Source organism: Thioclava sp. SK-1 (genome assembly GCF_001705665.1).
In the GTDB taxonomy this organism is placed as follows: domain Bacteria; phylum Pseudomonadota; class Alphaproteobacteria; order Rhodobacterales; family Rhodobacteraceae; genus Thioclava.
On the sequence record NZ_MDHA01000101.1, the window covers coordinates 1 to 12900 of the forward strand.

A 12900-nucleotide genomic window follows, 5' to 3' on the forward strand; every position below is an offset into this window, starting at 1 on the left:
GGCTGCGCCGCATTGCCGAATTCTATGCCGTCGAGGCCGACATCCGCGATATCGCGCCCGGCCAGCGCCTCTCTGCACGCCAAGCCCGCACCGCGCCGCTGATGGCAGCCTTCGGCGACTGGCTGCAGGCACAACGCCACAAGATCTCCGCCAAATCCCGGCTGGGTGAGAAACTCACCTACATCCACAATCACTGGGACGGGCTGCAAACCTTCCTGACCGACGGCCGCGTCGAGATCGACTCCAACAGGGTCGAGAACCTAATGCGACCCATCGCCCTCAATCGTAAGAACGCGCTCTTCGCCGGTCACGACGAAGGCGGCGTCGCCTGGGGGCGCATCGCCTCGCTGATCGAGACCTGCAAAATCAACGGAATCGAGCCCTTCGCCTACCTCAAGGCGACCCTGACCGCCATCGCCAACGGCCACCCTCAAAGCCGCCTCGACGAACTGCTGCCGTGGAACTTCACACCGTCAAGATAAGCTGACTGTGGTCCCCAGCGACCGCTTACACCCAATCGGACAACCGCAGACAAAATCAAAAAGCGCATCAGGGAACTCGACTACTTCTTGTTTCTTGCCACCTCAAACTCAGTTTCTTCGCGATGGTGTCCCTGGGAAATTGGCTATGCCGATCCACATAAGTACCCCGAGAAGCTACTGATAATCCCTACGCGAGAGGGTACGGTCACCCATGGGAGCGAATACCTGGATCTTTATCGAAGGATTGATGTACGTACGGATGGGAGCTTCGCCGCAGTTGATCCAGGGGCATTATACGGCACCGACTTACGGAATCTGAGATAACCTGGCATAATTGTCATGATCTTAGCCGCTCTGACAACGTGCCAAGGCAACTAGTATCGACCTTGGAAGAGCACGCGTCGAGAACCAATAATTCGTGATGCAGATAGGGGTGGAACTTTTCCGAAACAAGGTTTCCAGCACCACCGAAGATGTCGCGCGCATCTCCAGCCGAAATCCGTCCAAGCACCGCCCGTAGATCTGGAGTTTCATCCCCGTTTTCCACCTGCAGAAATCCGTCATGCTGCTCGACTGAGAAGCCTTCACTTCTGAGTGCGAGCGCGAGAGTTGACGTCTTCACCGTTCCGACCCGTGTTGCGATGATCGATCTGTGCTCGCCGAACGAGTGGATATTCTCGTTCCGAAATCCTAGTAGTTGATATTGAGCACGCGCTTCCTCCAGCATCGTCAAGGAAACAGAATCCATGTAGGCTGGACTAGTACCCCCCTCGAGAACGGCGAACATTCGGTCTATGACCTTGTCATGAATCTCCCCTGCATCGCCGCCGAAGACGGGAGGCACACCAGCCTTAGCGGGTTTGACGACGATCACCTTTTCACGATCATGGATTTCTTGAACGATCCAACGTCGCCCGGAGAATATTAATAGCATTCCAGGGGCAAGAACGTTGTCGATCGGCAAGGTTCCAAGATCCCGCCCCTCTGCAACCAAACGGAATTCCTCAGGTGTCTTGAACACCGCATAGAAGCTGTAATGGTCTACCAGCTTCTCGCCTGTCGGCCCCAACAATAACAGCCCGCTGTCGGCTTGCTCGATCAACCCGGTTTCTGGATGCCCAATCGCACGCAACACATCTGCGAAGACTTCGGTTGTGACCCTCCGAAAGGGGCCTTCACGGCAGAGCACGTTGTAGACTGCGCTTGCAGACGCACCGCCGCGCTGCGCGATTACTGACAGTATCTGATGGACGAGCGTCGAGAGATGAAGGGCCTGGGGTTTTGGCGGTTCGCACCAGCCTTCCAACAGCAGATCTATCATGGCGATAGATCTGATCAGCCCGAGGCGAAGGCGGTCCACGAAACTGCTCTCCGCCATCAACTTAGTTTCAACAGCATACTGCCTGAGAATGGCTGGCTGTCCTTCACGCCGGCCGGACCGGCCGAGACGTTGTCGCAACGCAGCGACGCTGAATGGCGCGCCGATTTGAGCCACGCAGGTCACATCACCGATGTCGATTCCAAGTTCGAGCGTCGACGTGCAAACGGCAGTTGTCGGCTTTGCGGCATCCTTCAAGCGGCGCTCCACGAAATCACGATGCTCGCGGGAGAGGCTCGCGTGGTGGGGATAGAATTCCTGCGGCAGCTGCTCCCGTGCACAAAGCTCCCGCAACCGATCTGCGTAAATCTCAACCCGTTGGCGCGCTCCGGCGAAGACCAGATTGTCGCTGCCTCGAAGGTGTTTGAATAGATGGGCTGCTATGGCGTCCGTTGCGGATGGGCAGGTTTCATCTTCATCGCCTGAGAAGTAGCCGCGAAGCTGAAGCCTCAATTCAGCCTCGCCGCCATCTGCTTCGATCAGCTGGACAGAGCTTGCTGCGTCAGGGCGAAGATAGGCCTTGGCGAGGTCCATGTCGCCTAGCGTAGCTGACAGACCTATCCGACGGATTGGGCGTTTTATCGCGAGTTCGAGCCTTGTGAGCAGTGAACGAAGCTGAACACCGCGTTCACTATCCAGAAACGTGTGCAACTCGTCGATCACGACCGCCCGCGTGGCCCCAAACAGGCGGGCAATTTTCAAACCGCGACGAATGAAAAGCGCCTCAAGGGACTCTGGGGTTATCAGCAGGATCCCTTTTGGAGATTTCAACGCGCGCGTCTTGATCGATTGCGAAACATCCCCGTGCCAAGGAACAACCGGAAGCTCTGCTTCCTGGCAGATACCCTCCAGCCGCATAGCCTGGTCCGTGATCAAAGCTTTCAGCGGACCGATGTAGAGCAGGTCGAAGCCTGTGCCGTCGAACGGCTCGTCAAGCACCTGCGAAATCAACGGAAAGAACGCCGCCTCGGTCTTTCCGCCCGCCGTGGAAGCCGCAACGATCAAGTCAGCATTGGTCTCGTAGATCGTCCGGATGGAGCGCGCCTGGATGTCGCGAAGCTCGCGCCATCCTTGTTGGCGTATCCATTTCTGCACTGGCCTCGCCAGCTTGTCGAACGCACTGCTCATCGGAGTCAGAGCTTGAAGCTGATCAGGTCATCGTCACTAGAGCCTTGGGCGCCAGTCGCCTCGTCTACCTCGGTCATGTCGTCGCCGAGATCTTCCGAGACCTCGATCTTTTCGATCAAGTCGCTCCATTCGACACCGGGGTTTTGTTCAAGCACGGAAAGCAAGTTCACGAAGGCCGTCACCGTATTGCGCGGTGTCCGGAAATAGGCCTCGCCGATCCGGTCCGAACAATGTGTCATGAAGGCCTCGAGCGCGGTGTCCGGCAAAGCACCAGCGTCGTCCTGCATGATCCGCCGAACGTTGGCCAAAAGAACGAAGAGGTCTTCAGGGGTCAGGCTGGCCAGCCGGACAACGGGCCCCGAAAGGTCTACCAAGCCGTCTCGCGCGAAGGTGTTCTCAGCCAAACGCGACTGGAGGGCCTCATAGCTGTAAAGCCCTCGACGGGTGTTCATCAGGAATTCCGGTGTGCCGCCCATGAGAAATCCGAGGTTCTCCGCACTGCCTTGCAGCACGTCGTTCAGAATCCGAAGGATCTGCTCGTAGTTCGCATTGCGGGCTTGAGACGAGGTAAGCTTGTAGAGGTTCACCATCTCGTCAAGGCCGACGAGCAAACCTTTGTAACCGGCCTCGCACACGAATGCTGACATCAGCTTCAGGTGGTCATAGACACTGGCATCATCGATGATCGTGCGGACACCGAGCGCTTTACGCGCGTCGGTGCGTGTGGCGAATTCACCGCGCAGCCACCTCAGGGCCGCGGATTTCAACTCATCGTCGCCAGCCTCGTGGCCTTCCCAATATCGACGGATGACTTCGGCGAACTCAAACCCCCCGGTAAGTTCTTCGAAGTGGCCAAGGCGTTCACGGATCACAGCTCCCGTTGGCAAATCCCGTTCTTCAGCATCTCGGTGAGCCTGGCTGACAAAACGCTCCACCACGCTGGCCAATGCCCCGCCATCGGGCTTTGTCCGCGTCGACAGGTTTCGGGCCATCTCGGCATAGAGCCCACGGGCTTGCCCGCCAGTCGCGTGAATGCGGCGATCTGGCGCCAGATCTGCGAACATTACGACCAGGCCTTTCTCCAGAGCCACGAGGCGGATCAGATTCATGAAGAACGTCTTGCCTGATCCGTATTCCCCGATGATGAACCGGATCGCCGATCCGCCATCGGAGATCCGGTCCATGTCCTTGACCAGTTCTTCGATTTCTCGGACGCGGCCGACCTGAATGTGACGCAAACCGAGCTTGGGCACGACCCCGGCCCGAAGCGCCTGTACGATTGCATCGCGTTCACGTGGTTTCAACTTCGACATCCCTGCCCTCCGTGTTCATCTTTTCTTTTACGGCCTCCGCAATGTCCGAAGACACGTCATATCCATCATACTCATCGAGAAGCGCTTCATCATAGGTCTCGAAGGCCCATTCATTCACGACCTCCAAGGCACCGGACGCCATCAAACCATGCGCGATGCAGATCGTCTCGAACTCGGTTTCAGACCAATGCTCGCGAACAATCACCTCAAGCACGAGGGCACCATGTTTCGGGTCAAGCCCTGCAAGCTGGCTTGGGCTGGCAAGCGCGGAGCCACCGCTTTCTTCCTCTTCGACATCGAAAATCTGACCGAGGACCGACGACACGCGCTCGGTGTCCGAACGGATTGCTGCGATCCGTGAAGCGTCGAGCTTGGGTCCGCTGGCCTTCTCAGGATCGGGTATCGCTTCGCCCGGACGACCCGGTTGCGAGGCACGCACAGTGCGAGGACCATCAGAAACTTCGCCAGCATGCAGGTCCGAGTAGGCCAACGCAGGATCAAGGCCCAAAGCCTTGTAGATCTTCTCGATACTTGCGACCTCGTCGGAGTGAATAATGCCATCGGCATGTGCTGCACCAACCAGTGCTGCCCGCATAGCGGCCTGGCTGTCTTGCCCCACCTCCTTCAGTTTGCGCCGCAGAAGCGTCATGTCCGGTGGTACCGCCAGGAACCATTCGAGGTTCGCACGCAGTCGGCGGCGTTCCTGATCGCTGAGGGACGCGGCAGAAACTTGGTCCTCCAGCGCCCTGCGTTCAGGCTCAGCGATGCGACCATCCGCATGGGCGACGAACGACCCAAGTGCCAGTTCAATCAAGGCGCTTCGATAGCTGTCGGAAACTTCCTCCAGTTTTTCGATGGGTTCGCCCAAGCTAAACAGCACTACGGGCTCCTCCGCCTTGGGCGACCGGAGCGCAAACCGAGGGTCGGGCGCCAAACCGAAACCGAGGCGGGCGAGCGCGTCGGCAGCTCCTGTCATCTGCCGTTTGCCGATCTTCTCGCTCCTTTCTCCCTCCAGACGTCCTATCACGTCCTCGAGCGGCACCAATCCACCCTGATCGACGATAGTGCTTGCCCAAGATCTCAAGCTGTCCATTTCCTCCGATGGGAAGGATTGCCACAGCACAGAAGGCAACAAAGCATACGCTTCTACGCTCCCACGACCGTCAGGGTTGCGACCCAAGAAACGGCTAAGCTTATCGAGATCGCTCATAGCCTCATCGGCCAATTCTTGTGCGATCTCGACCGGCTTACGCAGGCCAGAGATATCCGGCACCGGCTTTCCTTCAACGGTTGGGTTTGCTGAGCCCTCAAACTCGCTGGAAGCAGCTCTATAGGATACCTTTAGCGTCTTCCGAGGTTTGGCAACCTTGAGCCCATCAGGAAACCGCTGGTCAAACCGGATACGGAAAAGAGCGATGAACTCATCCCGGCATCGCGTCGCCGGAGTTCTCAGATATGTTTCAGGGTGGCAAATGAACCAACTCAACAGCCATTCGGCAGTCAAATTTTCGCCCCTATAAATCCGAGCCCCAATTGCGTACTTTAGTGAAAACGGAAGCTCCCAGCCCTGCTTCTCAAAAATGGGCTCGATCGCGTCGAACTCGACTTCGACAAGATTCGCGATGTCTAGGAACTCCCCCAAGTAGCGCCGAACGGAGTGACTATCGGGGTAGAGTGACTGCAACCTTCGAACTTCCTGGACGATATCCTTGGCGTCATCCTGGGACTGATCGACGAAGAAACGGCGCTCCAATCCGTAAAAATACAGGAACATGTATCCTGCATCAAACCATGCATCTTTTCGACCGCCGGCAAGCCAATCGAGATAGGTTGCCCTGCAGTCCGGCGAGATTTCCGAGTAGTTCGGCCAATACGGCATCCCCCTTCCTGAAACGTCCGTGCCCCGCTTCGCCACAGGCAAAGCGGGATCGATATACCCTCGGCACTTTGAACGATAGCCGTTGGTGTTCAGCGTTGGAGGGGTTCCAACGTAAACCATCCCGCCGATGTTGCGGCCCGCTACACTCGTCGTTTCGTCAGAGTTGATCCACCCGGTTTTTGGTGATCTCCAAGATGGGGCAGCTGGCGCTGGTTGCTTTCTTTCAGCCGCTGCAGCAAGGGCTGGTGCCGCGGACTTTCCGGCACGGACGATCTCGGCATAGTCCTGCTTCGGATGCACGTAGGTCTTGGTGGCCGCCTCTGTCGCTTGCGAAGGCTGCGCTCGTTCGGCAGCGGGCAATGAGTCTGGCACGGAAGACCCTCCCGCACGGACGATTGCGGCATAGTCCTGCTTAGGTGGGGAGTAGGCTTGAACGGCAGTCGGTGCGTGGGACGCAATGGCTTCGCCAGATCGTTCGCGCTCACGCTCGATATGTTTGTCGTAGTCGCTTGATCGGGTTACCGGATCAGATCCGGATGTTCGGGTTTCGGAACTTCCCTCGGCTTGCGCTTTTGCAGCGACTTTCCGCGATCTCCGTTTTTCTTGCCACCATACCAAAATGATAGGGGCACCGAATGCAAACAGCATCTGCCCGCCAACAGGCCAGCCCTGAAGCAGGGTGATCACAACGACCATGCACAAGGAGAAGTATAGGACGAGAAAGAATGTAACTCGTACGAATTTGAGCATTAAAGACATTTTAAGAACCCTCTCCGAACCACACTATTTTGGATGCACATCATTGCAACGACTATCGCAATAACTGTATGCGCTTTTGATGCGTCGACGTTCTTCGGTCCGCGTTGATCGACGATCTAGCGCAGGTTCACTCCTTCCAGATCATCGTGTTTCAGCCGATAGCGAATGACGTTGCCCTCATGGAGCCCTGCGATCTGCTCACGTACGTAGGCGACAACGTCTGCTCGATCAGCATCGGGTACGCCAGCAGCCAATGCCATCTCATCAACCGCATCGGTTCGGAACTCTTTAAATTCGAGAACGCAACGCCGCACCGCAGCGCGAACAAACTCCCGGTAAGCAAGAGCAGCCTTTTCCGGGCTCTCAACCTCAGCGCGGAGAATTCGGTACTTTTCTGCGGAAGCGAGGTACGCGTCTATGTAGACCTCGCGCAGCAGCGCGACGTTGTTCAATTCATAGACCCCAATCAGCCCATCGATATAATCGCTGTCGTCCATCGTCATGAACGACATTGGGGCAAGGTCCGACTTCAGAAGTGGGATGTTCGAGGCCACGCGCGACGTCCGCTTGTTGACGTCGGCAAAGGCCTGGAGGTACGGGATGTGCACCAAGAGGAAGAAGGACTGCTCGAACGGATCAGTGATCTGCGCAGCCTTGTGCAGCAGGATGTCGAACTCTTCTGCGATCGTGACCCCATCGTCGAGCGGTCGATAGCTCGAGTGCGTGATCCCGACCGGCATCGCTCGCAACCGGCCCGACATCGCAGGGTCCGCCAGAAGACCATCCGAGAGCAGCGCATGAATCGCGAACATATCAGGGCGACGGAGCCCGATCTCATCAAGATTATCGACGATATACTGAATGGCTTCCTTATGGTTGAGGATCATTAGGGCTTCTTTGCGGTCCTTTCCCGCAGCTTCTTCGCCAAACCTGATCAGTCGCTCAGTCTGCAGAATATCGTAGGTGTTCCCCTCCATCCTGGACGATGCCCAACTGAGATCGACCAAAAGCTGTTCAAGGATCCGACGTGCGTATGTTCCGACTGGAATTGCGCCTCCCTGCGGGCGGCCAGCCTCCAACAGCCTTTCGCGGTCAGGTGCAGACAAGTACCAGATCTTTTCCGGGACGTATGCGTCGAGAAACTCCGGTCGATAGAACACCGGCGCCCGCCTGTTATATGGCGTCGACAAATGCGATCGGACGACCGCGCCCCCGGCGATCCTGTATCCCGTCGCCCTGCCCTTGCCAGATACCTCGAGGCGACCTTCCTCCACCATCCGCTTCAAGAGACGCCATACGGTGGTTTCGCTTACATCCCCTGCAACGCCCTTCCGGATGGCGTCGCGTCCGGCACCCGGGTTCTCGCCGACAAAGTCTAGAATGTCTTGATCCGACAAGGCCATGAAACGATACCCCTCAATTGCGAAACGATTATAGCATTGATACACCTACGTTTTTCCACTTCGCAAGTTTTCGTTTCACTTACTTTGCAACGATTCAGGTGTCAGGAGGCAATAGGCAACTTCGTCAAGAATTCGAAAGGACTATCACACTGAAATCATGAGTATTTCTGGCGATCCCCAAGAATCGTTTCATTATAGGTGAAACGATAAACAGAACGACCGAGTTTGCACTAGGCGACGGCAGCGGGGCCCGGAAAGACACGAAGCTGCGGGAAAAAATATTTCTGTCTAAGTGACTTAGCGCTCGAAAAGATCAACGACATTCAACCCGAAATCGACCTATAGTGCTTCCGCTGCAACCCCCGCATCCTCCAACTGCTCCCGATCGGGAAGATCGCGAAGGCTCTCCAACCCGAAGGCGACAAGAAACTGCTCGGTCGTCACGAAGGTGTAAGGCGCGCCGCGGCGCGGGGCCCTTGGCCCGGTCCCGATCAGCTCGCGCGCATGCAGGCGCCCGATCAGGTCGCGACTGATCTCCTTTCCGAAGACCTCCTTCAACCCGTCGCGGGTGATCGGCTGATGGTAAGCGATCGCAGCCAGCACCGCGACGTCGAATTCATTCAGATCCAGCAACTGGTCGCCGACATCCGCCGCAGCGCGGATCGCGGGGGCGTAGACCGTGCGCGTCTGGAACATCCAGCCGCCGCCGACCTGGGCGATCTCAAACGCCCGCCCCTCCAGATCGGCTGACAGGTCTTCGACCAGCAGATCCACCGAGGCCCCCTGCCCTACGATCCGCGCCAGGTCCTCGCGCGCCACCGGCGCGGACGAGGCAAAGAGCACCGCCTCGATCCGGCGCATCCATTCCCCCCAGCGCAGCTCCGGCGGCAGGTCGGCCAGTTCTCGGTCAAGCTCAGGGGCGCGTCGATCCTTGGCCATCGCTCAGACCCCGTAGAGCCGGAAGGTGTCTCGACCGGTAAGTTCGCGCACTGCGCCGAGATCGACCAATCGATCGCAAAGCCGCCGCGCAGCGCGATCCGGCAGGGGTAGCGCCGAAGGAACAACAGCATCGCGGGTCAGAAACATCTCGACCGCCTCCCCTGCCCCCTTGGCCCGCAACCTAGGAGTTACCGCGTTCAGATTTGCCGCGCGGCGGGTGAGGACAAAGGAGAGGCGTAGGGCCTCGATCGCCGAAGCGAGAAGCGCCCGATGGCAGGCCAGCCGCAGGTCCTCACCTCTCTTGCGCAGATCAGCGCGTTTCAGGCCCGCGGCCAGCAGCGGCACCACATGATCCCAGCCAAGTGTCTGCGCCAGCGCCGCATCCGCGAGGATCAGCGCCGGCACTTCGGCGCGGGGCGCCGCCATCAGCACCGCCTCCAGAACCATTGCGGCACGGGGCACCGGCGCGCCCTGCCCCGCATCGAGCCAGCCCGCGATCCGTTCGGCTTGAAGATCAGGCAGGGCCCTGCCGAGAGCCTTGACCGACACCGGTCGTTCCACCGCGCGCCGCCAGGCCAGGTAGGTTTCACCGGCCGGTCCGGGCAGATCGCCGGGGCGCAGAAAATTCACCATGTCGCGCAACTCTCCGGCCCGCCCCGGTCGACCGGAAAACGCAACGCAAGCCTCCGCCGCACGCAGCGCCAGCCTGTCCCGCAGCAAGGCCTGGGGCACGTCCTCGCGTTCCAGCACAAGGTACAGATGGCTCAGCGCTGCGCCTGAAAAGAACGTAACATCTTCAAGGGTTTCCGCGCGCGCGGATGAGGCCCATGCGGGTATTCCGGACGGGGTGCCAAGGGCATTGAGGGGATCTGGCCGGGCGAATGTCATGGCCGCATCCTACATGGAGGCGGCGCTTTTGGCTATATAATTGCGATCAAAGAGCCCCATCTTGCCGAACGCAATAATGTCCAATAAGTTTGCATTATCGGACATTACTAGATATGTAGCGAAACCGTCCAACTTCATCACCGGAGTCAGCGAGAAATGCCCTCAGAGACCGAGAAATCGACATCTGCGCCCTCTGCAGAGCATGAGGTTTCGCGCGGCGACGACAGGGGTCACAAGGAAAGCACCAGCATTGCCCTGCCCGCACATGTCGCGGGCTCCGGCGCCTTGGACCGACTGGTAGACACCGCCCGCGCGTATGCCCGCGCCGCGGCTTCGGACAACACGCTGAGAGCCTATGCCAAGGACTGGGCTCACTTCACACGCTGGTGCCGGATGAAGGGCACGGACCCGCTGCCGCCCTCACCGGACATAATCGGGCTTTACCTCGCCGATCTGGCGTCCGGGTCGGGCGCTTTGCCGTCGGCGTCCCGTCCTCTGTCGGTCAGCACCATCGAACGACGCCTGTCGGGTCTCACCTGGAACTGCGCGCAGCGCGGCTTTTCCCTCGACCGCAAGAACCGGCACATCGCCGCGGTTTTGGCCGGGATCAGGCGCAAACACGCGCGGCCACCGGTGCAGAAGGCAGCCATCCTTGCCGAAGACATCGTCGCGATGGTTGCCACCCTGCCCTATGACTTGCGTGGCCTAAGAGATCGGGCCATCCTGTTCTTGGGATATGCTGGCGGCCTGCGCCGGTCCGAGATCGTCAGTCTGGACGTACACAAGGACGACACCCCGGAGTCCGGCGGCTGGATCGAAATCTTGGACAAGGGCGCCCTCCTGACGCTCAACGCCAAGACCGGTTGGCGCGAGGTCGAAATCGGCCGCGGCTCGACGGATCAGACCTGCCCGGTACACGCGCTCGAGCAATGGCTGCACTTCGCGAAGATAGACTTCGGGCCGGTCTTTGTCAGCACGTCACGTGATGGCAAGTGCGCCTACGAAACGCGGCTCAACGACAAGCATGTTGCACGGCTGATCAAGCGCACAGTGCTGCACGCGGGCATCCGCCCCGACCTGCCCGAGACGGAGCGCCTCGCGCTGTTCTCAGGCCACAGCCTGCGTGCTGGCCTCGCCAGTTCGGCAGAGGTCGACGAACGCCACGTCCAGAAACATCTCGGGCACGCTTCGGCCGAGATGACCCGCCGTTACCAGCGCAGGCGCGATCGGTTCCGGGTGAACCTGACCAAGGCCGCCGGCCTTTGAACCCTTGCCCCATCACGCCGCCTGCCCGCTGAGCCTGCCATAGAAGCTGCGCTCGAGGTGCAGCTCCCCTGCCCCGGCCTTCTCGACCATGCCGCGCAGATAACCGCCAGGCGAGGCAACCTCACCCGCGCTATGTTTTTCAAAGACAAGGGCCAGCGCCGCCGTAGCCACCTGCTTGCCCAGCCGGTCCTGCGCCACGTTCCAAGCGTGTTCAGACACCCCGATCATAGGTCTGAGCTGCCCCGCCACCCGATGCAGATCGTTCCAATTCTTCAGGAACCCGCCCATATTGCGCGCCCAGGATGCGAATTCGGGACAGGCGTGCATCACGGTGGGCAGATCCAGCCCGGCGCATTTCTTGCGGACTTCAGCTACCCATTCTTCCAACTCGCTATCAACCTGTTCCGCGGGCCGAGCATTGGGCGTCACGCTTACGGGTTCCTCATTTTCTGAGGAATTACGAGTTACAGGATTAAGTTGGTTTGTATTTAGTATGTGGGTGTCAGAAATGAGCTCCCTGGGGTCCATTTCTTGATTCTTCTCCGGCATTTGTTCATTACTTACCGACGCGTTTTCCACAGGCTGAACGATCTCGGTCGCCTTAAGATAGGCAGCTTCAACGCGTTCCTGGAGCTCCTTAAACCAGCTCAACAGCCGCGCAAGCTGCTCGGACGCTTCATGGCGACGCGGAAGCCGCTCCAGAAGCTCATCAAAAAGCCGCGTGAACTGCGCCCAGGGGCCGCGCATCGCGCTGCTGACGGCTGCCTCGATCCGCGCGCGGATCATCCGGCGCGCTACGGTGATCTGGCGCTTCAAACGCTGGCAGAGCTCGCGCTCAACCTGAAGCTCGGCGTGCAGCTCCTCGAATGCCTCGACACGCGCCGACAGCGGCGACAGATCGAAGCCATAGGCCTCGACGATGCGCCCCTCGGCGTCCCTGCGGCCCCACCGTTTGCCGTTGGGACTGTCCTGGAAGGAAATCACCCCGGCCTCGGCCAGACGCCGGGCGTGGCGTTTGAGCGCGGAAAGCGAGAACCCCGTCTGCTCCATAAGATAGGCGTTCGACGCCCAGACGATCGGGCGCTGCCCCTCTTCCCAGTCTTGGGCCTGAGTGAAGGCCCCGAGCGTGTCGAGAAGCATCATGTCCCCCGCCTTGAGGCCAATGTAAGCTCCCACCCGCTTTACCGCCACAAAGGCGCGCGATTTGGGTACAGCAGCCCGTTCACCGGCTTGGGCAAGCTGTTCTGAGGCCGCGAGAGCTGCAGTCGCCTTGCGCCAGCCAGAGGGCTGCCAGTTGATGGGCACAGCTCTCTCATGCTGAGGCGTGCCTGCCTCAGTTGCTCCTGGCGGAGCGTCACCGTATTTTTCCATTTTCTGTCAGCAGACAAAGAAATCCCGTTCGCCCAGAAGCGTTTTCTCTTGTATGGCGATTCGCTGGCTGCTAGTTTCTAGGTGTCTAATCTAA

The 12900-nt window shown here is 59.1% G+C and carries 9 protein-coding genes; 2 read left to right on the top strand and 7 right to left on the bottom strand.

Annotation, left to right across the window (positions count from 1 at the left end):
* The coding region (locus BFP70_RS19810) for a transposase (protein WP_141693295.1) at nucleotides 1-482 on the top strand (482 nt) is incomplete at its 5' end.
* Nucleotides 483-819: 337 nt separating this feature from the next.
* On the opposite strand, the gene BFP70_RS19815 is transcribed toward BFP70_RS19810, so the two are convergent.
* The 6 genes from BFP70_RS19815 to BFP70_RS19840 all read right to left on the bottom strand — a co-directional run bounded on the left by BFP70_RS19815 (nucleotide 820) and on the right by BFP70_RS19840 (nucleotide 10169).
* Nucleotides 820-2988 carry a DEAD/DEAH box helicase gene (locus tag BFP70_RS19815; RefSeq protein WP_066013818.1) on the bottom strand — a complete coding sequence of 723 codons (2169 nt, stop codon included), beginning with the start codon at nucleotides 2986-2988 and terminating at the stop codon, nucleotides 820-822.
* 5 nt (nucleotides 2989-2993) lie between these two features.
* Nucleotides 2994-4301 (bottom strand): ATP-binding protein, encoded by a 1308-nt coding sequence (locus BFP70_RS19820; RefSeq protein ID WP_066013820.1) that lies wholly within the window; start codon nucleotides 4299-4301, stop codon nucleotides 2994-2996.
* On the bottom strand, nucleotides 4279-6876 hold the full coding sequence (locus BFP70_RS19825; RefSeq protein WP_255356794.1) for a TerB N-terminal domain-containing protein: 2598 nt from the start codon (nucleotides 6874-6876) through the stop codon (nucleotides 4279-4281). The genes BFP70_RS19820 and BFP70_RS19825 overlap by 23 nt, the downstream gene beginning before the upstream one ends.
* Before the next feature lie 179 nt (nucleotides 6877-7055).
* Nucleotides 7056-8342 (bottom strand): Fic family protein, encoded by a 1287-nt coding sequence (locus BFP70_RS19830; protein ID WP_066013822.1) that lies wholly within the window; start codon nucleotides 8340-8342, stop codon nucleotides 7056-7058.
* 339 nt (nucleotides 8343-8681) lie between these two features.
* Nucleotides 8682-9281 carry an SMC-Scp complex subunit ScpB gene (locus BFP70_RS19835; protein ID WP_066013824.1) on the bottom strand — a complete coding sequence of 200 codons (600 nt, stop codon included), beginning with the start codon at nucleotides 9279-9281 and terminating at the stop codon, nucleotides 8682-8684.
* A gap of 3 nt (nucleotides 9282-9284) precedes the next feature.
* Nucleotides 9285-10169: a DUF1403 family protein gene (locus BFP70_RS19840; protein ID WP_066013825.1), complete on the bottom strand. Its 885-nt coding sequence runs from the start codon at nucleotides 10167-10169 to the stop codon at nucleotides 9285-9287.
* Between the two features lie 156 nt (nucleotides 10170-10325).
* On the opposite strand from BFP70_RS19840, the gene BFP70_RS19845 reads away from it, so the two are divergent.
* On the top strand, nucleotides 10326-11435 hold the full coding sequence (locus tag BFP70_RS19845) for a tyrosine-type recombinase/integrase (RefSeq protein ID WP_066013827.1): 1110 nt from the start codon (nucleotides 10326-10328) through the stop codon (nucleotides 11433-11435).
* Nucleotides 11436-11447: 12 nt separating this feature from the next.
* On the opposite strand, the gene repC is transcribed toward BFP70_RS19845, so the two are convergent.
* Nucleotides 11448-12734 carry a plasmid replication protein RepC gene (gene repC, locus BFP70_RS19850; protein WP_255356796.1) on the bottom strand — a complete coding sequence of 429 codons (1287 nt, stop codon included), beginning with the start codon at nucleotides 12732-12734 and terminating at the stop codon, nucleotides 11448-11450.
* Nucleotides 12735-12900 lie beyond the last annotated feature (166 nt).

Coding starts and splice junctions, on each gene's coding strand:
- BFP70_RS19815 (WP_066013818.1), bottom strand. CDS start 2,988: ATGAGCAGTGCGTTCGACAAGCTGGCGAGGCCAGTGCAGAAATGGATA.
- BFP70_RS19820 (WP_066013820.1), bottom strand. CDS start 4,301: ATGTCGAAGTTGAAACCACGTGAACGCGATGCAATCGTACAGGCGCTT.
- BFP70_RS19825 (WP_255356794.1), bottom strand. CDS start 6,876: ATGGTCGTTGTGATCACCCTGCTTCAGGGCTGGCCTGTTGGCGGGCAG.
- BFP70_RS19830 (WP_066013822.1), bottom strand. CDS start 8,342: ATGGCCTTGTCGGATCAAGACATTCTAGACTTTGTCGGCGAGAACCCG.
- BFP70_RS19835 (WP_066013824.1), bottom strand. CDS start 9,281: ATGGCCAAGGATCGACGCGCCCCTGAGCTTGACCGAGAACTGGCCGAC.
- BFP70_RS19840 (WP_066013825.1), bottom strand. CDS start 10,169: ATGACATTCGCCCGGCCAGATCCCCTCAATGCCCTTGGCACCCCGTCC.
- BFP70_RS19845 (WP_066013827.1), top strand. CDS start 10,326: ATGCCCTCAGAGACCGAGAAATCGACATCTGCGCCCTCTGCAGAGCAT.